This window comes from Streptomyces sp. NPDC107765 (assembly GCF_055657085.1).
In genome coordinates this window covers 277,224-295,133 of the sequence record NZ_JBVKBL010000001.1, presented here as the reverse complement: position 1 = coordinate 295,133, position 17,910 = coordinate 277,224, and the positions used below count along the sequence as shown (strand labels likewise).

18 protein-coding genes are annotated in these 17,910 nt (G+C 69.7%); 9 read left to right on the top strand and 9 right to left on the bottom strand.

Annotated elements, in window-relative coordinates:
- The first annotated feature begins 121 nt into the window (after positions 1-121).
- Both ACZ7MX_RS01430 and ACZ7MX_RS01425 read left to right on the top strand, forming a co-directional pair.
- Positions 122-826 carry a GNAT family N-acetyltransferase gene (locus ACZ7MX_RS01430; RefSeq protein WP_472128191.1) on the top strand — a complete coding sequence of 235 codons (705 nt, stop codon included), beginning with the start codon at positions 122-124 and terminating at the stop codon, positions 824-826.
- A gap of 333 nt (positions 827-1,159) precedes the next feature.
- Positions 1,160-1,882, top strand: a complete 723-nt coding sequence (locus tag ACZ7MX_RS01425; protein ID WP_472128189.1) for a hypothetical protein — start codon at positions 1,160-1,162, stop codon at positions 1,880-1,882.
- 394 nt (positions 1,883-2,276) lie between these two features.
- On the opposite strand, the gene ACZ7MX_RS01420 is transcribed toward ACZ7MX_RS01425, so the two are convergent.
- Entirely contained in the window at positions 2,277-4,235 is a 1,959-nt protein-coding gene (locus tag ACZ7MX_RS01420; protein WP_472128187.1) for an AfsR/SARP family transcriptional regulator, read from the bottom strand.
- 524 nt (positions 4,236-4,759) lie between these two features.
- Here ACZ7MX_RS01420 and ACZ7MX_RS01415 point away from each other — a divergent pair.
- Positions 4,760-5,185, top strand: coding sequence for a hypothetical protein (locus ACZ7MX_RS01415; protein WP_472128185.1), 426 nt, complete (start codon positions 4,760-4,762; stop codon positions 5,183-5,185).
- Positions 5,186-5,664: 479 nt separating this feature from the next.
- Here ACZ7MX_RS01415 and ACZ7MX_RS01410 read toward each other — a convergent pair whose 3' ends face one another.
- Positions 5,665-6,537, bottom strand: a complete 873-nt coding sequence (locus ACZ7MX_RS01410; protein WP_472128183.1) for a helix-turn-helix transcriptional regulator — start codon at positions 6,535-6,537, stop codon at positions 5,665-5,667.
- A gap of 249 nt (positions 6,538-6,786) precedes the next feature.
- Between ACZ7MX_RS01410 and ACZ7MX_RS01405 the strand changes: the two genes are divergently transcribed.
- Positions 6,787-7,566 (top strand): SDR family oxidoreductase, encoded by a 780-nt coding sequence (locus ACZ7MX_RS01405; protein WP_472128181.1) that lies wholly within the window; start codon positions 6,787-6,789, stop codon positions 7,564-7,566.
- Between the two features lie 222 nt (positions 7,567-7,788).
- Positions 7,789-8,451 carry a hypothetical protein gene (locus ACZ7MX_RS01400; protein WP_472128179.1) on the top strand — a complete coding sequence of 221 codons (663 nt, stop codon included), beginning with the start codon at positions 7,789-7,791 and terminating at the stop codon, positions 8,449-8,451.
- 27 nt (positions 8,452-8,478) lie between these two features.
- Here the strand turns inward: ACZ7MX_RS01400 and ACZ7MX_RS01395 are convergent, their stop codons facing one another.
- Positions 8,479-9,072, bottom strand: coding sequence for an NAD(P)H-dependent oxidoreductase (locus tag ACZ7MX_RS01395; RefSeq protein ID WP_472128178.1), 594 nt, complete (start codon positions 9,070-9,072; stop codon positions 8,479-8,481).
- Positions 9,073-9,312: 240 nt separating this feature from the next.
- Positions 9,313-9,903, bottom strand: a complete 591-nt coding sequence (locus tag ACZ7MX_RS01390) for a TetR/AcrR family transcriptional regulator (protein ID WP_472128176.1) — start codon at positions 9,901-9,903, stop codon at positions 9,313-9,315.
- A 51-nt stretch (positions 9,904-9,954) separates the two neighbouring features.
- Between ACZ7MX_RS01390 and ACZ7MX_RS01385 the strand changes: the two genes are divergently transcribed.
- Both ACZ7MX_RS01385 and ACZ7MX_RS01380 read left to right on the top strand, forming a co-directional pair.
- Positions 9,955-10,509 carry a GNAT family N-acetyltransferase gene (locus tag ACZ7MX_RS01385; RefSeq protein ID WP_472128174.1) on the top strand — a complete coding sequence of 185 codons (555 nt, stop codon included), beginning with the start codon at positions 9,955-9,957 and terminating at the stop codon, positions 10,507-10,509.
- Positions 10,510-10,585: 76 nt separating this feature from the next.
- Entirely contained in the window at positions 10,586-11,176 is a 591-nt protein-coding gene (locus ACZ7MX_RS01380) for a GNAT family N-acetyltransferase (RefSeq protein ID WP_472128173.1), read from the top strand.
- Positions 11,177-11,269: 93 nt separating this feature from the next.
- Here ACZ7MX_RS01380 and ACZ7MX_RS01375 read toward each other — a convergent pair whose 3' ends face one another.
- The 3 genes from ACZ7MX_RS01375 to ACZ7MX_RS01365 all read right to left on the bottom strand — a co-directional run bounded on the left by ACZ7MX_RS01375 (position 11,270) and on the right by ACZ7MX_RS01365 (position 14,135).
- On the bottom strand, positions 11,270-12,187 hold the full coding sequence (locus ACZ7MX_RS01375) for a cytochrome P450 (RefSeq protein WP_472128171.1): 918 nt from the start codon (positions 12,185-12,187) through the stop codon (positions 11,270-11,272).
- 323 nt (positions 12,188-12,510) lie between these two features.
- Positions 12,511-13,884, bottom strand: coding sequence for an NAD(P)/FAD-dependent oxidoreductase (locus ACZ7MX_RS01370; RefSeq protein ID WP_472128169.1), 1,374 nt, complete (start codon positions 13,882-13,884; stop codon positions 12,511-12,513).
- Entirely contained in the window at positions 13,881-14,135 is a 255-nt protein-coding gene (locus ACZ7MX_RS01365; RefSeq protein WP_472128167.1) for a ferredoxin, read from the bottom strand. Before ACZ7MX_RS01365 ends, ACZ7MX_RS01370 begins: the two co-directional genes overlap by 4 nt.
- A gap of 179 nt (positions 14,136-14,314) precedes the next feature.
- On the opposite strand from ACZ7MX_RS01365, the gene ACZ7MX_RS01360 reads away from it, so the two are divergent.
- Positions 14,315-15,004 carry a TetR/AcrR family transcriptional regulator gene (locus tag ACZ7MX_RS01360; protein WP_472128165.1) on the top strand — a complete coding sequence of 230 codons (690 nt, stop codon included), beginning with the start codon at positions 14,315-14,317 and terminating at the stop codon, positions 15,002-15,004.
- 123 nt (positions 15,005-15,127) lie between these two features.
- Positions 15,128-15,799, top strand: coding sequence for a hypothetical protein (locus tag ACZ7MX_RS01355; RefSeq protein ID WP_472128163.1), 672 nt, complete (start codon positions 15,128-15,130; stop codon positions 15,797-15,799).
- 241 nt (positions 15,800-16,040) lie between these two features.
- On the opposite strand, the gene ACZ7MX_RS01350 is transcribed toward ACZ7MX_RS01355, so the two are convergent.
- Positions 16,041-16,607 (bottom strand): cysteine hydrolase family protein, encoded by a 567-nt coding sequence (locus tag ACZ7MX_RS01350; protein ID WP_472128161.1) that lies wholly within the window; start codon positions 16,605-16,607, stop codon positions 16,041-16,043.
- A gap of 215 nt (positions 16,608-16,822) precedes the next feature.
- Positions 16,823-17,866: a S66 family peptidase gene (locus ACZ7MX_RS01345; protein ID WP_472128159.1), complete on the bottom strand. Its 1,044-nt coding sequence runs from the start codon at positions 17,864-17,866 to the stop codon at positions 16,823-16,825.
- Positions 17,867-17,910 lie beyond the last annotated feature (44 nt).

The following is a 17,910-nucleotide window of genomic DNA, read 5'->3' as shown; positions in this document are numbered from 1 at the left end:
GTGACTCCCTCACCCGGGCGCCCCTACCGGATATGCCCTCACGTCTCCAGACTGGGAAGGCACCCGGGCGGTATCGCGCCGCTCGGCCGACAGCGCAGGCACCGGGAAAGGGCACAGCACGATGACAAGCGGTGACACCGCGGTACTGGACGACCCGGTGGGCGAGTCGCTACGCGGCCGCCACGCAGGTCTCGGCCGCCGACTCGGCCGGGCTGCCACCTACCTGCCGCACGTCGCGACCTTCTCGTCGGTACCGGCCGACGCCGACGCGGCGGACTGGGCAGACCTCGCGCGGCTCCTCGGTCACGAGGCGTTCGCCGACATGTTCAGCTGCCCGGCGTCCCCACCGTCGGACTGGGAGCAGGTCTTCGTCCTCGAAGGCCGACAGCTGATCTGGCCCGGCAGCAGCCGCCCCGCCCAGGCTCCGGCCGCGACCGGCACCGAGGTGGTCGAACTGGGCGCGGCCGACGTACCCCAGATGCTCGACCTGGTCGCACAGACCCGACCGGGACCGTTCTGGCCACATACCCACGAACTGGGCACCTACCTCGGTATTCGCGACGGCGGCAGACTGCTGGCGATGGCGGGCGAACGGCTCCGGCCACCGGGATGGACCGAGATCAGCACCGTCTGCACAGCCCCCGAGGCACGCGGCCAAGGCCACGCCGCCCGCCTGGTCAGCACTCTCATAGCTCGCATCCTGGCTCGCAACGAACGCCCCTTCCTGCATGCCGCCGAGACGAACACGGGCGCGATCGCCCTCTACGAACGACTCGGCTTCGCGACCCGCAAGCACGTGACCTTTCGCGGCTTCCGCATTCCGTGACGGGGACTGACCGGTCAGGCATCGCACGACTGTAGAGAGCGGGTTTCGCAGTCCACCACCGCGGTGTCGTTCGACCGCGGTGACACCAACTGCAGCGACCCCGTGTAAGCGGCTTGTGAGCCGAACATGAGCGAGGGGGCCAAGACTCGTGGTGTGCCGGTCACGGCGGCAAGCCCTTCGTGCCGCGCGGCCGGCGTCAGCTCCGTTCCGGCCGGTTCGGAGCTGACGCACACCCCGCTCGCCACGGGCGCCGCCTTCCCAGGGCGGCCACACCCGAAGTGGTGAACGGACCGGACGTAATCCGCCCTTCAGGTGCAAGCAAGGGAAGCAGAAATGAACGGACGAGTACGCAATCTTCTCCCGTCCAGCAGGGGCTGGCGGGCGAGGGCGGCCGCGGTGGGATCGATGGCCCTCGCGGCGACGCTGTGCCTGGCCATCAGCCCGGCGCAGGCGGACGGCGGCGGAGGCGGCTGGGTGACGTCGCCCCCTTCCGGATACACGCCCGACCCGGGCCCTGACTGGAGCACTCCCGAGGCGATCGCGACGTTCCTCTCCGATTGCGGCCAGGACTGCACCTTCACGCCCACCGCATGGGTCGGTGAGCCGTCCGAGGGCACGCCGACGATGCTGGGCAAGCCCCGCGAGAACTGCACTACCGAGAACGTCGACTTCAACTACGGCGAGTCGGAGACCACCGGCGAAACGACGATCATCGGCCTGTCGCTCGGTGCGAACCCCGTCTCGCTGCTGCCGAAGATCGAGCACAACTGGTTCACCCAGAACACCGAGAGCACCACGACCACGGGCACGCTGAAGCCCGGCGAGGTCGGCTGGTTCGACGAGGTGACGGTCAGCCGCAAGGCGAAGGGGAACTGGCAGCTCGCAGGAGTCGATCAGTCCAACCCGTTCGCTCCCGTGAACGCGCACAACACCCATGGGCCGCACGAATTCACTGACGTTGAGTCGGACATCAGTTACAAGGTCATCAGGGTCCAGTCCCGCCCCATGACCGAAGAGGAGCGCACCACCAAGTGCGGCAACTCAAGCCCTAGCTAAGGAAGTTGACGCAGCAAGTCGGTTGACTCACCAAGGCGGCTGACTCGCCAAGGCAGTCGGCGCGCCTTGCGGTGATCGCCGACATCCCGTGATCGGCCCCGCTGGGACGAGGTCAAGCCGGCCCCGGTTCGGACCTCGAAATCTGACACCGGTGACCAGCAGGTCCGTCCTGTCTCCACCACCTACACGGCCGACCACGCGGCAGCCCCAGGTCACTGACCTGGGGCTGCCGCTGTGAGCGCGACATGACCCCGGACGCGGACGCGAGAAGGCCCGCCTCAGCCCCCCACAGGCGACCCGAACCCCACACCGTAAAGGACCGAAATCCAGTTGCCCAGAAGCGGTGAAGCGGGGTGGGTCCGGGTACCGCGCCGGGCCGCGGACCCACTCGCTGTCAGTGGGGGGACACCTGCCGCTGGTCGAAGTGGGCGAGGAGCCGCCGTACGGCAGCGTCCCGGGCGCACCGCGGCTCCTCCTCCGCGACGCGCTGGGCGGCGTAGATGCGTACCAACTCCGATTGCACGTAGTGCCCTTCGACGTTTTCTTCGAGGAGGTGGGCGTCGCACAGCTCGGCGAGACGACGGCGGGTGCGCTCGACGTTCCAGCCGGCCAGCACGCCGGCGTCCTGGTCCTTCACGCACGGGCCGGGGTGCAGACCGAGGAGGCGGAAGAGCCGGGCGGCGCCGCTCGACAGGGCGCGGTAGCTGAGATAGAGGGACGCCTCCATGGTCAGATCGGCGTCGTGCGCGGACAGCTCCTGCAACCAACGACGCTCATCGGCCAGTTTGCTCGTCCAGCAGTCCAACGACCACTCGGGGTGCGCCATCAGCCGGACCGCGGCGATCCGCAGCGCCAGCGGCAGCCGGTCGCACCGTTCGACGAGCGCCCGGGCCGCCGCCGGGTCGGCCTCGACGCGCTGCCGCCCAAGCGCGTTCCTCAGCAGTTGCAGTGCCTCCTCCGTGGTGAGCGGCCCCATCCTGACCAGTGCGGCGCCGTCCCGCACGACCAGTCCACTCAGTCGCCGCCGGCTGGTCACCACCGCCAGACAGCCCGGAGTGGAGGGCAGGAGGGGGCGCGCCTGCTCGGCGGTGCCGGCGTTGTCCAGCAGCACGAGCATCCGCCGGCCGGCGAGCAGCGAACGGTAGAGTGCCGCCGCCTCCGTCACGGACTCGGGGATCTCCGCTTGAGGAACCCCCAGGGCCCGCAGAAACGCCCCCAGTACGGTGCCGGGCCGCATCGGCGGCCGCTCGAATCCGCGCAGGTCCGCGAAGAGCTGCCCGTCGGGGAACTCCGCGGCGCGGTGGTGCGCCCACCGCACCGCGAAGGCGGTCTTGCCGGCCCCGCCCGCCCCGGCGAGCACCACGCACGCCGGCCGCGGCACCCGCTCCAGATGCTGGTCCAGCACCGAAAGTTCCCGGTCGCGGCCGCAGAAGTCCGCCAGTGCGGGCGGAAGTTGGGCGATCCTGGGCGGCAGGAGCCCGAGCCGGTGCTCGCAGACATACGCGTACGGGGCGACGTACGGCACCCCACCGGGCCCCATCCCGCCGGGCCGCACCCCATCAGGCCCCATCCCACCGGGCCGCACGCCATCCCGCCGCACGCCACCCGGCCCCGCGGTCGACGGCCTCGCAGGGGGAGCCGGCGGCGGCCCCGCGTGCGCCGACGCGGCCGGTGCCGGGTGCCGTGCCGCGGACTTCGGCCCGTCGGTGGCAGGCGCGCGGCTGCGGCCGCCGGCGAGGACCGCCAGGTACGCCTCGCTGAGCGCCGGACCAGGGTCGATGCCCAGCTGGTCCTTCAGATGGCGGCGGGTCCGGTGGTACTGGTCGAGGGCCTCGGCCTGCCGGCCGCTCGCCTGCAAGGCCCGCATCAGCAACGCGGTCAGCTCCTCGTGGAGCGGATGCTCCACGATCCACCCGGTCAACTCCGTGACCAGCTCGCTGTACCGGCCGAGCTGCAGCAGCCGTTCGCCAAGCTCTTGCAGCGCGGCCAGCCGTGCCTGCGCCAGGCTGACGCCCACCGTCCGGCGCACCCGCTCGCCGGGCACGTCCGCCAGCGCCTCGCCCCGCCACAACTCCAGGGCCTGACGCAGCATCACGACCGCCGCCCGGGGATCGGCGTCCCGGGCGCCTCCGACCAGGCTGCGGAAGCGGTTCACGTCCACCGAGCCGGGATCGGCGAGCAGCATGTATCCCTGCCCCCGCGTGGCGAGTTCCGCATGACCCGCCAACAGCCCGCGCAGCCGGTGCACATGGTTGTGGACCACGCCCCGCGCTCGGGCCGGCGGCTCCCCGTCCCACGCCAGGTCGATCAGCCGGTGCACCGGGACCACCTGGTTGATCTCGCTGATCAGCACCGCGGCCACGGTACGGATGCGACCCGCCCCCAGGGCCAGTGACAGGCCCTGGTCCGTCTCGATCTGAACTGGCCCTAGGAGCCGCAACTGAACCATCGTGCCCTCTTGTGCGTACCGCCGAACGGCGCGTGCCTCCTGAACGCCCTTGCTCAAGTACTGACTGCGGAATTGACTACAGGGTTGACGGCCCCGCCTTCCTCTCACCATGTGGAACGTCTGGCGCATCAGGGCCGTGGCCGGACCGGTCCGATGCGGCTCGATGGGGTCGGCGATGCGGCTCGTGGGTCCGATGAGGTCCGATGTCGACCCGACCCCTCCCCTCGTGCCGACGTCGCCTCAGTGACTTTTTCGCATTGATGGGGGATCGACCCGGTCAGGATGCTTTGTCATCGATTGGTAAAGGCGCCGGGCAGGGTGCAACGGGCGGGGCGGCCGGCTCATCTGGGTAGTCAGCGAGGCGCACCGGGCGCCTACGCGAACGGGTGGGTCTCACCATGTGCGGGAGGTCCACGGGAGGGAAGTCCATGACCAGGACTAAGAAGACCGGGATGAGGGCGCGGGGCGGTCGTGTGGCCGTGGTCGGTGCGCTGGGTCTGGCCTCGGTGGCTCTGGCCGCAGTGCCGGCATTCGCCAAGGGCAGTGTGGAGATCACCGCGCCGCACACGGCGCATGTCGGCAAGACCTTCACGGTCAAGGCGCACGGGGACGACGACGCTGCCAGCTACCTGCAGATATGCCTCGAGGGCCGCAGCGGCGGCAAGGCGTGGCACCGGGTGACCTGCGGCGCCGTGGTCGACACGGGCACCGAAGCGCGGGCCACCGCACACGTCAAGGCCGCGCACCGCGGCACCCAGCAATACCGAGCGGTTCTGTACGGCCTGACCAGCCCGCACGACCGCCACCCCGTACGCGAGAGGACGTCTGCCGTGGCGAAGGTCGCGGTTCGCTAAGCCCAGCAGCGTGACCATGGGCAGCCAGCACCACCGTTGCCTGCGGCCGCGCGCGGTTCAGTGCCTGTTCTGCAGCACAAAACGTAGTCAGCGCACGGACGATGAACCGTCACCGCGCTGATGATGACGGTCACTGAACTGACGATGAATGACGCGCCGATGCCCCGACTCCACCGGTCGTTGTGGGGATAGCCGGGGGCGTGCGTGACGGCGGCCTGTACGACCCCGTTGGGGTGGTGCAGGCCATCGCCGTGTCCAGAGCCGGTTGCGGGTTCGGGTTCATGCCATTGCGTGGGTGGAGCTGGCGGAGATCCCGGCGGGCCGATCGAGCTAGGTGACGGGATCGAGTTTGGCCGTCTCGAACGTAGGCGATGTCATGTGCCTCGAAGGGGCCGTAGCGGTGAGCGGCCCGCCACCAGTAGCCGTGGTGCATCGTGTCGCCCAGGCACGCGCCGAGGCCCCGTGAGGGCCGTGGCCGTCTACGCTCCCCGTTCCTCCGGCGTCCCCGTCGGCTGCGGCGCAGTCCAGCTGGTGAGGAGCCGGAGCGCCTGGGCGGTGTCGGACGAGGGCTCGACGTTGTAGACGCACAGGGTCTGTTCGGCGTCGCCGGGGACCTGGAAGGACTCGTAGGAGAAGGACAGGTCGCCGACCAGGGGGTGGTGGTACTGCTTCGTACCGTGCGTGCGGCGCAGCACCCGGTGGTCGTTCCACCAGACCGGGAACTCCGGTGACTTGAGGGTGAGTTCGCCGATGAGGTCGGCGAGCCGGCGGTCGTCGGGGTGGCGACCGGCTTCGAGGCGCAGGATGGCGACGGTCTCGGCGGCGATGCGCTCCCAGTCACCGACGCGGACGCGGGCCTCGGGGTCCAGAAGGTAATAGCGGGCCAGATTCCGCCGGGTCGCGGGCAGGGCATCGAAGTCGGTCAGGACTTCGCGGGCCAGGCGGTTGGACGCCAGGACGTCGGTGCGCCGGCCGAGGATGAAGGCGGGCACATGGTCGAGGGTCTGCAGCATCAGGTGCAGGCCGGGGCGCACGCGCTGCGGGCCGGCGGGGGCGCGCCGGGCCGGTGCGGGACGGGCCAGAAGATCGGTGAGGTGCTCGCGCTCGGCGGCATCGAGCTGAAGGGCGCGGGCCAGGGCCTCCAGGACCTCGGGGGAGGGGTTCTGCGCACGGCCCTGTTCGAGCCGGGTGTAGTACTCGGTGCTCACCCCGGCCAGGCGGGCTGCCTCGTCACGACGCAGGCCGGGCACCCGGCGGATCCGGCCGTCGGCGGGCAGCCCCGCCTGGTCGGGGGTGATCCGGGCCCGGCGGGTGCGCAGGAAATCGGCGAGCTCGCGACTACGGTCATCCATCCCCCCAGTGTGACGGGCGAAGGCGGGCCACACCGGGTGCCAGGTGGTACTGCCAGTACCTGCCTTGCGGATACCTGCCTGCTCAGGGCCCTTTGTGGCGTCCAGTGGGACGTCTGCGGGTGGTGTTCTTGTGAAGGGCCCGGCGGCGACAGACCGCAGACCCGAGCCCCTCATCCCACTCACCTCGAATTCCCACCCACTTTGAGATCTCACCCACCACGAAATCTCACCCCCTTCGAAAGGTGTCCCATGACCACCACGCAGACCGCTTCCCGTCCCCTCTCCGGCCGCGTCGCGGTCGTCACCGGTGCCTCCAGCGGTATCGGTGAGGCTTCGGCCGAACACCTGGCCGGGCTCGGCGCCCGTGTCGTCGTCCTGGCGCGGCGTGCGGAGCGGCTGGACGACCTGGTCGCCAGGATCGAGAAGAACGGCGGCGAGGCGCTGGCCCTCGCGGTCGACGTGACCGACGCCGCGGCCGTGCAGGCGGCCGCGGACCGGGTGGCGGCCCAGCTCGGAGGTGCCGACCTGCTGTTCAACAACGCGGGTGTCATGCTCCCGGCCCCGGTCGAGGAGCTGGCCACCGACCAGTGGCAGCGGCAGATCGACCTGAACATCACCGGCCTGATGAACGTCATCGGCGCGTTCACGCCGCAGCTGGTGACGGCCGCCAGGGAACGGGGTGTGGCCGACCTGGTCAATACGTCGTCGATCGCCGCGCAGAACATCTTCCCGAACTTCGCCGTCTACTCCGCGACCAAGGCGTACGTCACTCATCTCTCCCGGCACCTCAGAGCCGAACTGGGCGCCAAGAACGTCCGGGTCTCGGCGCTCGAACCGGGCATCGTCGGCACCGAGCTGCAGAGTCATGTCACCGACGCGGGGGCGTTGGAGTGGCTGGAGGGCTCCCAGCAGACCATGGAGTGGCTCACGCCCCAGGACATCGCGCAGACCGTCGGCTTCCTCGCCAGCCTTCCGCCGCGGGCCAACCTCCAGCAGATCACCATCATGCCCACCCGCCAACCCAGCTGAGTCGGAAGCACGCTTCCCCGCCGGTCGGCACCCTTCCACAACCATCGGTCGAGAGGGCCGTTGCCCTTGGCCGGGCGGACCTGCAGACGGTGGCCAGCTCCGGCATGGCCACCGTTGGTGTCATGGTTGGGCCATTGGGCTCGCCGGACGCGCGCGCCGGGCGATTGCAAGCTCGATGTGGTGGGACCATCGCCTTGTTTCGCCTCATGGAGCCAGGTTGTCATGAAAACATTCGCAGATCTGTTGAGTGCACTCTCCACTCTGGCATGGCCACTCCTCGCCGGCTTGGTGATCTGGCGTCTCTTCCCCACCATCAAGAAAACCATTGACTCTCGGGGATTCACCGTGAAGGTCGGATCGGCGGAGCTGACGGTTCAGGAGGTCTCCGAAAAGGTCTTGAAGACCACGGCTGATATTCAGGGGAAGCTGGCGTCGGTCAGTGCCTCTCCCGAATACGCCGGACTGGAGAACAGAAGCGTTCTCCGCCCCCTGCGAAGTGTCCTGTGGGTGGATGACCACCCGTCGAACAACGCCTACGAGGCGGCACAGTTGCAGGCCCTGGGCGTGGACGTGGTGCAGGTCGAGTCGACCGGTAAGGGAATCAACGCGATGTCGGTGTCGGTGCCGCCGTTCGACGCGGTCATCTCCAACATGGCGCGGAGCGAGGACGGCAGTCTTCACCCGGATGCGGGTATGGAGCTTGCCCGGGAGATTAGGGCGCGTGGCTACGACGTCCCGGTATTCATCTATGCCCCAAGCCAGGAAATTGCCAGGCGGGCCGAGATCCTGGCAGCTGGCGTCAAGGAAATCACCAGCTCGCCCACCCACCTCTTCACGCTGTTGCGCAAGGTGGGGGAGTTCCCGCACGAGTACACGACCGGTTGATGGCTATGGCCCAGCCCGTGCGCGGTTTCAGCCCAACAGCCCGGCGGCTTCCTGGCGTGCCTGGTGCAGCCATGCCCCACGTACGTCATCGGCCGAGTCGCTGACCGTGCGGAAGACGACGCGGCGCACGTCGGCAACTCCTACGTATGGCAGGACACATGCCGCCCAGATCCGTTGCAGCGGGTCGCCGAACTCGCTCTCCTCACGGTCGGCGGGGGTGTCGGAGGTGTTCAATACGAGGGCCTTGGCGGCCCTCAGAAGCCCTGCGGGTTCCCCTTCCGCAGCATCCAGTTTGTATGCGACGCCGGACACGAGGACGCGCTGCACCCAGCCGGCAAGGACGGCGGGCGGCATTCCCCACCAGTTCGGGTGGACGAACACCAGCGCATCAAGCGTGGCCAGCTCTGCCCGGTGCAGTTCCACCTGCGCATCGTGACTGCGTGATGCCGACCGGACCGTCTCCGTCTCCTCGGCCGACAGCAGCGGCGGAAAACCTTCCGCGTAGAGGTCATGCGCGAAGACCTGGCACTGCCGCTCACGCAGCTCCTCCACAACGGCATCGAACACAGCGTGGTTGAAGCTGCCCGACCGCGGATGTGCGAGGTAGACCCCTATACGCATAGTGCTTCTTCCCCCTACCGAGACGACCTGTCATCGGCTGTTGCTCCGTGTGGGCTGTGCGGCTGCCGCCCCCGTGCTGCTGATCGTCATTATCCATGGGCCTCTGACCGCAGGAACGGGCTTCGGCATCGCCCCGGCGAGCGGACCTCAAGAGTGCCCGAAGCTGCCGGGCCACCGCGGTCGGCGATCGAGGGTGCTCAGAGCCCGGCGTCGGGATCGTGCCGAGTGATCGCCGTGGGATCAGCGGGGGCTGGTCAGGGTGGCCAGGTAGTCGTCAAGGAGCTCGATTTGCCGTTGCGGTGGGAACTCCGCCGGGGCGAACAGGGCCTGGACCACCAGGCCCAGAGTGAAGGCCTGAGCGCCGGCCGCGAGGTGATCGGGGTTGCCTGGGGGGAGTTCGCCGGTTTCCTGAGCGGCAGCCACCCGCTCGCTCAGCCTGTCGCGGCTTCGGGCGTACTTGCGGGCGTAGTCGGTGCTCAGGGCGGGGTCGGAGAGTGCCGCGTCCCAGGAGGAAACCCAGATCCGGTTGCTGTCGGTGGCCTCGGGGGTCAGCGGCAGGATGTCCAGTAGTGCGTCCCTGACGGCGGCCAGGCCCTTGCCGGCTTGGCGGCGGGGACGGGAGAGGGTGCGCCGTTCGAGGAGGTCAAGGGCGTATTCCACCAAGGCTTGTTTGGTGGGGAAGTAGTGCGTGAGCAGGCCGGTGGTCGCTCCGAGTTGGGTGGCGACGGCGCGCAGCGTCAGGCTGGCGAAACCGCGTGTCGCCATGACCTGCCAGACCGCTTCGGAGACGTCGCGTCGGCGGGCCTCGTGATCTCCCTTGGTGCGTGGCATGCTCCCACGGTACATTGCCGTAACACCTGTTATGTGAATGGGGAGGCTCTCATGTTCTCACTGCCGCTGCGCGACGGTGCTCGCCTTGGTCCGCTGGAGGTCTGGCATGCCGAGGAGTTCGCCGACCATATGGACCGGGCTCGCGAACACATTCGTCCCTGGGTCGGGCCCGCGTTCGTCACCGGCGATGTGGACGGCGCGAGGGCCACCCTCCAGCGCTATGCCGAACGCCAGGCCGGCGACGGCGCCCGTCTCTACGGCATCTGGCGGGGCGAAATGTTGGTCGGCGGTGTGATGTTCACCGATTTCAATGCCGCTGCCGGTCTGTGTGAGATCGGTTGCTGGCTGGAGCCGTCCGCCGAGGGCCACGGCCTGGTCACACAGGCGTGCGGGGCGTTGTTGGACTGGGCGTTCACATCCCGGGGACTGCACCGTGCCGAGTGGCATTGCAGGGCCGACAACGACCGCAGCTCAGCCGTGGCCAAGCGGCTCGGCATGACCCTGGAGGGCGTACGACGCGAGGCATGGCCGTACGAGGGCGTACGCCACGACAAGCAAGTCTGGGCGATCCTTGCTCCCGAATGGCGAGCCCTGACCGGTCAGTGACCGGCGACGGCTCGGTCAAAAAATGGATCCGCCGTCCCGATGGCTGGCCCGCGCTCGCGTGGATCATGATGCGGGGATGACCAAGAACCCGAACGCCCCGGACTCTGCGGACTCTCAGGACTCCCCGGCCTCTCCCCACTCTGCGGCCTCTCCGTCGTCCACCGCCGTACGCCTGAAGCGCTACACACGAGCCGAGCAGAACGAAATCCTTGGTGACGTCGGTGATCCGTTCAGCGTTGCGGAGACCGGCCTGACGTGGCGCGGCAAGGACGAGCACTTCGGCATCCGCCACGGCGCACGTCTTGTCGCGCACGCAGGTCTGGTGCGACTTCCACTCACGATCGACGACATGCCGACCGAGGTCGTGGGTGTCGGCGGGGTGGCTGTGGCCGCTGATGTACGCGGCTGTGGCCTCGCCCGGCAAGTCGTCGCCGCGGCATTGGAACACGCCCGCACGATGGGCCCACGCCATGCTCTCCTGTTCTGCCGACCGCCCCTGGAAGCGCTGTACCGCCGGCTCGGCTGGCACCGACTCGACGGCGACGTCCTCGTGGAGCAGCCCGAATCCCGTGTGGTGGTGATGCCCCTGCGCACCATGGTCATCTCACTGCACGATGACGCGTCGTGGCCGTCGGGACGCGTACGACTGCTGTCCTTGCCCATGTGACTGGTGTGCGGATGCGCCCCTCGTCCCCGGCCGCCGCGGGGTTCACCCAGGGCGGCCGGGAACGAGGGGCCGGGCACAGGACCCGGGGACGGTTCAGCTCCCGGGTGGGGTGTCTGAGGTGAGGCGTTCGAAGGCGACCAGGAGGTGTTCCGGACCCCGCAGGATGGCGTTCTCCCGGTACGGCGGCGGATCGGTGACCAGGCGCGGGGGTTGCAGCCTGCGGGCGAGGGCGGTGAGCGCTATCTGTGCTTCCGCGCGGGCGAGGGTGGCGCCGATGCAGTAGTGGATACCGCCGCCGAAGCCGAGGTGGGCGTTGTCGCGGCGGTCGGGGACGAACCGGTCGGGGTCGTCGAAGCGGTGCGGATCGCGGTTGCCCGCGGCGAGCATGAGACGGATACGGGAGCCCCGGGGGATCGTGGTGCCGGCGAGGTCGATGTCGGCCAGGGCACTGCGGCCGGAGATCTGCACCGGCGGGTCGTGCCGCAGCACCTCTTCCACCAGCGGAGTGGCCAGGTCGGGGTCGGTGCGCAGCTGGGCGAGGACATCGGGGTTGCGCAGCAGGGCGAGGGTGCCGTTGGCGATCAGGTTGACGGTGGTTTCGTGCCCGGCGATCAGCAACAGGCCGAGGGTGACGCGCAGCTGTACCGGGTCCAGCACCCGGTCGGGGTCCTCGTGGAACATCAGGCCGGACAGCAGGTCGTCGCCGGGGTTCGTCCGGCGCTGGGTGATGAGCCCTTCCAGGTACTGGACCAACTCGCCGCGGGCCCGGTCGAGTTCGCGCAGTTCGTCTTCGGTCTGGGTGTCGACGGGGTCCAGGCCCCGGGTGAGTCGGCGGGCGAGGCTGCCGAAGAGGGCTTCGTCCTCGCGGGGCACGCCGAGCAGTTCGCAGATCACCGTGACCGGCAGCGGGTAGGCCAGATCGGCGACGACATCGAGTTGGCCGGGACGGTCGCTGGTGTGCGCGTCGAGGAGCCGGGCGACCAGTTCGCCGAGGTGATCGCGCATGCCCATGATGCGGGGAATTGAATTCCTGGGTGACCACGCGGCGCAGCTGGTCGTGGAACGGCGGGTCCTGCAGGAGCAGGCTCCTGGCGGGCTGGGGAACCTTGTTCTGCGGGGCGAGCCGGTCGGCGCTGCTGCGCGGGTCGTGCAGCAGTTGCCGGATCTCCCGGTAGCCGCTGACCAGCCAAGAATCGTCGTCCATGCGCAGGACCGGGTGCCGGCGCAGCTCGGCGTAGTGGGGGTAGGGGTCGGCGCGGTTCTCGTACCGCAGGGCCCGGGCGAACAGGTCGGTGGCCGAGGGCGGGGTGGATGTCGTCATGGGAACTCTCCGTTCACCGGTGTGCGGACGCGGCCGGCGCGAGGGCCGACGGCGTGCCGAGGTCGTGGTCCGGGGTGCTGCCGGCGACACGGCCGGGAAATGCAGCGTCGACGGGGTCGAGGAGGGCCGGGCCGTCGGTGGCGCCCAGCATCGGCGGGAAGGGTGCGCGGGCTGCGATGAGGGCCGCGTAACCGTCCAGCACGCGGGGGGAGTCGACCGCCACGGCACCGACCAGCCTGCCCTTCAGTCCGTACGCGGCGACGAACCGCCTCTGGTCCAGGGAACCTTGGGTGACCACGACCTGGTCGGCGAGGGCCGGCACACCGATGGACTTGAGGTAGCGGCCGAACTGGTGGGACCAGAAGGCGGGCAGCGGACGGTGGACGCGCTGATCGCCCGGGCCGTGGACGAGATTGTGCGCGGCCGTGCGTGCCTGGGCGACGGCGTTGTCCCAGTGGTCCAGGCGCAGCAGCTGCCCGGGGTAGTGGGGATGCGGCCAGCGGGCGACGTCACCGGCGACGAACACGTCCTCGACCCGCTTGCCGTCGGTGTCCACGGCCCGGCACCCGCCGTCGCTCACCACGCCGCGCCGGTCGGCAGCGAGCCCCGAGCCGGCCAGCCACTCGGTGTTGGCCAGGGCGCCGGTGGCGACGACGGCCACCTCGGCATCCACCACCGTCCCGTCGGACAGCACGGCACGGCGCAACCGGCCGGACGGGTCGCCTTCCAGGGCCTGGACCGTGGTGTCCGTCCGCAGCTCCACCCCGGCCTCGCGGTACCAGTCGGCGGCGGCCCGGCCGATCACCCCGCCCAGCGCACTGGTCAACGGCCCCCCGCTGCGCTGCGTCACCGTCACCGCCAGCCCCAACTCGCGGCAGGCGGAGGCGACTTCGCCGCCGGTGAAGCCCGCGCCGATGACCAGCACCCGGGACGGGCCGGCCACCAGCGCGCCGCGCAGCCGCTCGGCGTCCTCGCGGGTACGCAGCACATGGACGCCGTCCAGGCCACCCCCGGCACGGGCGGGCCAGGGACGTGCCCGGGTGCCGGTGGCGATCAGCAACCGGTCGTACGCCACCGACCGCCCGTCGGCCAGCTCCACCCGACGGGCGGGCACATCCAGCCCGGTGGCACGGGTGCCCAGCAGCCAGTGCGCGTCGATGTCACGAACCCGGGGCAGCACGATGTGGTCGCAGCTCAGCCGGCCGGACAGCACCGCCTTCGACAGCGGCGGCCGGTCGTACGGCTCGTGCGGCTCCTCGCCGATCAGGGTGAGTTCCCCGCTGAACCCCTCGTCCCGGAGGGCCTCGGCCGCGCGCAACCCGGCCAGAGAGGCGCCGACCACCACGATCCGGCCCGTACGCAGCCCTGCTGCGCCCGACGCGGTCACTGGTCGGCTCCGCTCACGCTGGGTGCGGGCTCGGTGGCGCCGCTGAGCGTGATCGCCTGGACCGGACAGGCGGCAGCGGCCCGCTCCACCTCGCGGCGGAGCCCGGCATCGGGCGCGTAGTCGTACTCCAGCGATTCCTCACCGTGGAACCGGAAGACCGTCGGGGCGGCGTAGACGCACTGCCCGTAGCTCTGGCAGAGGTTCAGGTCCACCACCAGCCTCAGGGGCTGCGGCGGGGACTGCGTGGTCATCTCTCTCCCTTTCCTCACTGGTCAGGGGCTCGAAAGCGGCGGCTTTCGCCTCGTGTGCGGCGGGTGGCCGAGCCCGGGCAGGCGATAGCGAGCGCCATTCAGATAGGCACCGCTATTTGGACTGTACACGCTATCCAAGCTTTTGACATAGCAGTCCCTATCTGAATAGCTTCGGCAACATGAATGCTGAGAGTGACGAACCTGCCCGCCGGCGATTGAGCCGGGCGGAGGCCAAGGCGCGTACCCGGGCGCTCCTGCTGGACGCGGCGGCGCGGGTCTTCGCCCGCAAGGGTTTCACCGGCGCCTCCGTGGAGGAGATCGCCGAGGCGGCGGGCTTCTCCATCGGCGCGCTGTACTCGAACTTCGGCGGCAAGGAGGCGCTCTTCCTGGAACTGCTCTCGCACCGCCAGACCGACCGCATCGCCGAAGCCGCCCAGACCCTGGACCGCCACGAGCCAGGCACCGGGGAAGCCGCCGCCGAACTCGGCCGACTTCTGCTCGACGTCGCCGACAAGGACATCGACTTCGCCCCGCTCCAGGCCGAATTCTGGCTCTACGCGGTGCGCAACCCGGACGTCCTGGAGGCCATGGCAGCCAACCTGCGCGCGCCCCGCCAGGCACTGGAAGGCGTGATCAGCACGTCCCTGGCGCAGCAGGGCGCCCCCGCCGAGGTCTCCGCCGAGGCCGTCGCCACCGTGGTGGCGGCCCTGTTCGGCGGCCTGGTACGCCAGCGGCGCATCGACCCCGCCAGCGTGCCCGAGGAACTCTTCGGCCAGGCCCTGAAGTGGCTGTTCGCCGGCATCAACGCAGGTACCGCACCCGCGGCCACCGGAGCGAGTGACCGGCCCGCCGCCACCGAGCGCGAATGACATCCCGCAGCGGCCCGCCGAAGGCCGCCGCGGACCGTCCACCCACCCAGGCACCGCCCCGGCCCGGTCGATGCCGCACCGCGCGGCCGTCCCTCGCCTGCCTCCCACGAAGGAAGCACCTGCATGAACGCTCACCAGAAGACGCCGCCCCTCCCGGGCCGAGCGGCCTCCCGTGACCGCAGTATCCGGATGAGCTACGCCGCCATCGGCCTGTTCATGGCGTTCACCTGGATGGGAGGAAGCGACGAGCCCTCGTGGGCCCACGCCCTGCGCGCCGCCGTCATGCTGCTGATCGTCCCGCCCCTGCTGTTGCCGGCCAACCGCCGCCTGACCCACAAGCTCTACGAGGCCGAGCACCCCGCCTGGGCAATGGGCCAGCTGATCGCCGCGCGCATCCTGATCCTCTCGGCCGGCTTCGGCATCAGCATGCTGCTCGGCATCCTGCTGGACCCCCGCGCCGACCACTCCCTGACCTCACTGGGCGTCCGGGTCCTCCTACTGCTGCTCACCGTTCCCCTTCAGATCCGCCAGGCCCACCGCACGCGCGCTCAGACCGAGCACCCGTCGGCACGTCCCACCCTGTCCGCGCCGCGCCTGATGGCCGCAAAGCTCACGGTGATCATCGCCGCACTCCTGGCGCAGTTGCTGCTGATGCCGCACCTGAGCAACGCCAGCGTCGTCGTGGCCGTAGGCATCTTCGTCGCTGCCCTCACCCTGGGACCCAAGGTCCACCACCACCTGATGGTCACCCACGCCCCCACCACGAACCGGGAGTCGGTCGGCGACGCGGTCTGACCGCCTGCGGGAGGGGGTCGCGGTCAGCCCTGGGCGAGGACCGCTACCGACGGTATCCAGTGTGCAGGAAAGAACGTGAAGTAGCAGTCCCAGGCTCGTAGTTGTCGAGGTCGCCCAGGCCGCGCTGGGCGACGTACCTCATCAGCGGTCCGGAGGCGGGACAGGCGGGGTACCAGCAGAGCTGCGCCGGTGCCTTGGGCTGGGGCGTGCGGCTCACCCGGGCACCTCGGCTGGTCTGCCACTACCGCTGTTGAAGGGCGATCGTCTTGACCCATTCATCGACGGTGACGACGTCCGCCCACTGCGGGAACAGTCGCTCGATGAGGACCCGGTGGACCTCCGGGTCGGTGTCCAGACAGGCGTCGGAGAGAACGCTGAGGCCGAAGTCCAGGTCGTTCGCCTGGCACAGGGTGGACAGCACCACAGCGCTGGTGGCGATGCCGGTGAGCACGAGACGGTCGATACCGCGTGCCCTCAGCACCACATCGAGATCGCTGCCCGAGAACGCGCTCGCCCGCCTCTTGGTGACCACCACGTCCCCTGGTTGGGGCGCGACCTCCGGGTGGATCTCGGTGCCTGGGGCGCCCTCGACGAAGAGCCCAGCACGTGCGATGGCAGCCAGCGGCCTGTTGCGCGTGCCGACTTCCGGAAAGCCGGGACGGAGCGCGATGACCACGTAGATCACGGGAATGTTCGCCGCCCGGGCTCCATCGATCGCCCTGCGCAGGCGTGGCAGGTATCCGGAGCCGTCGTCGACGAGGTCCACGATCGCCTGTTGGACGTCCATCACGAGAAGGGCGCTGCTCATGTCGTCTCCAGGAACGAAGTTCGCTTGGGTGGAAAAGGGCCGGGTTCTGCATGTTCGGACCTGCGCGGGCTCGGACATGGTGGTGGGCCTGGCGGCCTGTTGGCCTGTTGGGCAAGGTGGGCCGGGCAGGGGCGCTCAGCCGGCCGCGCGTGCGAGGCAGGACGAGGCCGCCCGGCACTGGGACAGGTCTCGGCAGGGCGAGCGGTGTGGGTGCCTCAGTACATGACGGTGATCCGACGTTCTGGCCCGTCTACCCTGACCGTGCCGCCAACGGGAATCACCACCTGCGGGTCGGTGTGGCCGAGATCGACATCGAAGACCGCCAGCATGTCCGGGGCGTACTCGGACAGCGCCCGCAGCACCGCCTTGCGCTGGGCGCTCCGGTACGCGGCGCGGTGATCCGCATCGTTGGGATTCTGGAACGACCAGGCCTTGGCGCGCCCCACCAGCAGCGCGGAAAACTGCCGTAGCAGCCCGCGTTCGCCCATGTTGCGCAGGATCCGGTAGACCGTCTCGTCCCGCGGCATCTCCTCCGAGGTCTCCACGAACAGCACGCGCCCGGCGTACTGATCCGCCGGAAGGATCTCCCGGTCGGCCATCATCAGCCACGACAGGATCTCCAGTTCCCCTCCCCACGCACGGCCCTCGACGACCCGGTCAGCGTTGTGCCACCTCCAGGCGTCCGCCGGCTCCATGGAGGGTTCGACCTCGAACGTGGCCGGGTCCTGCCACAGCTTGTCCTCGGCCCGCGTCTCCTTCGGCTCCGTGAGCTCGAACGGTCCGGAGGTGAACAGTGCGGCGCGCAGCGACGCCTCGGTCAGCGGGTGCATCGCTCCGGGACGCCCGAGCTCGACCATGACGGTGCCGCCGTGGTAGGCGACGATGCCACAGTTGGCGAGGTAGACCAGCAGGTTCGTGTTGTCGCTGTATCCGAAGAACGGCTTGGGGTTGGCGCACAGCAGGTCGCGGTCGAGATGCGGCAGGAGCGTGATCTGATCGTCCCCGCCGATGCTCGTGATGACCGCCTTGACCTCTGGGTCGGCGAACGCCGCGTGCACATCGGCCGCGCGCTCCTGTGGGGTGCTGTTCATCTTCCGGGTGGTCGGGTATTCCACTACTTTCAGGCCGAAGTCCTCACGCAGCCGCCGCAAGCCCAATTCGAAGGGCAGCGGCAGGATGCCGGCAAGTCCGCTGGACGGTGAGACCACGGCGACCGTGTCACCTGGTCCGGGCTTCGCGGGGTACAGAGGCGCTGTCATGACGCGACACTACAGAAGTGGCCCACGGAGAGGCCGTGGATTTC

What these genes read in the sequence shown, in the direction of transcription:
- ACZ7MX_RS01355 (WP_472128163.1), top strand. Translation starts at nt 15,128, where the DNA reads ATGAACGCTCACCAGAAGACGCCGCCCCTCCCGGGCCGAGCGGCCTCC.
- ACZ7MX_RS01350 (WP_472128161.1), bottom strand. Translation starts at nt 16,607, where the DNA reads ATGAGCAGCGCCCTTCTCGTGATGGACGTCCAACAGGCGATCGTGGAC.
- ACZ7MX_RS01390 (WP_472128176.1), bottom strand. Translation starts at nt 9,903, where the DNA reads ATGCCACGCACCAAGGGAGATCACGAGGCCCGCCGACGCGACGTCTCC.
- ACZ7MX_RS01365 (WP_472128167.1), bottom strand. Translation starts at nt 14,135, where the DNA reads ATGACCACGCAGTCCCCGCCGCAGCCCCTGAGGCTGGTGGTGGACCTG.
- ACZ7MX_RS01395 (WP_472128178.1), bottom strand. Translation starts at nt 9,072, where the DNA reads ATGCGTATAGGGGTCTACCTCGCACATCCGCGGTCGGGCAGCTTCAAC.
- ACZ7MX_RS01380 (WP_472128173.1), top strand. Translation starts at nt 10,586, where the DNA reads ATGACCAAGAACCCGAACGCCCCGGACTCTGCGGACTCTCAGGACTCC.
- ACZ7MX_RS01360 (WP_472128165.1), top strand. Translation starts at nt 14,315, where the DNA reads ATGAATGCTGAGAGTGACGAACCTGCCCGCCGGCGATTGAGCCGGGCG.
- ACZ7MX_RS01410 (WP_472128183.1), bottom strand. Translation starts at nt 6,537, where the DNA reads ATGGATGACCGTAGTCGCGAGCTCGCCGATTTCCTGCGCACCCGCCGG.
- ACZ7MX_RS01415 (WP_472128185.1), top strand. Translation starts at nt 4,760, where the DNA reads ATGACCAGGACTAAGAAGACCGGGATGAGGGCGCGGGGCGGTCGTGTG.
- ACZ7MX_RS01400 (WP_472128179.1), top strand. Translation starts at nt 7,789, where the DNA reads ATGAAAACATTCGCAGATCTGTTGAGTGCACTCTCCACTCTGGCATGG.
- ACZ7MX_RS01345 (WP_472128159.1), bottom strand. Translation starts at nt 17,866, where the DNA reads ATGACAGCGCCTCTGTACCCCGCGAAGCCCGGACCAGGTGACACGGTC.
- ACZ7MX_RS01425 (WP_472128189.1), top strand. Translation starts at nt 1,160, where the DNA reads ATGAACGGACGAGTACGCAATCTTCTCCCGTCCAGCAGGGGCTGGCGG.
- ACZ7MX_RS01430 (WP_472128191.1), top strand. Translation starts at nt 122, where the DNA reads ATGACAAGCGGTGACACCGCGGTACTGGACGACCCGGTGGGCGAGTCG.
- ACZ7MX_RS01385 (WP_472128174.1), top strand. Translation starts at nt 9,955, where the DNA reads ATGTTCTCACTGCCGCTGCGCGACGGTGCTCGCCTTGGTCCGCTGGAG.
- ACZ7MX_RS01405 (WP_472128181.1), top strand. Translation starts at nt 6,787, where the DNA reads ATGACCACCACGCAGACCGCTTCCCGTCCCCTCTCCGGCCGCGTCGCG.
- ACZ7MX_RS01375 (WP_472128171.1), bottom strand. Translation starts at nt 12,187, where the DNA reads ATGGGCATGCGCGATCACCTCGGCGAACTGGTCGCCCGGCTCCTCGAC.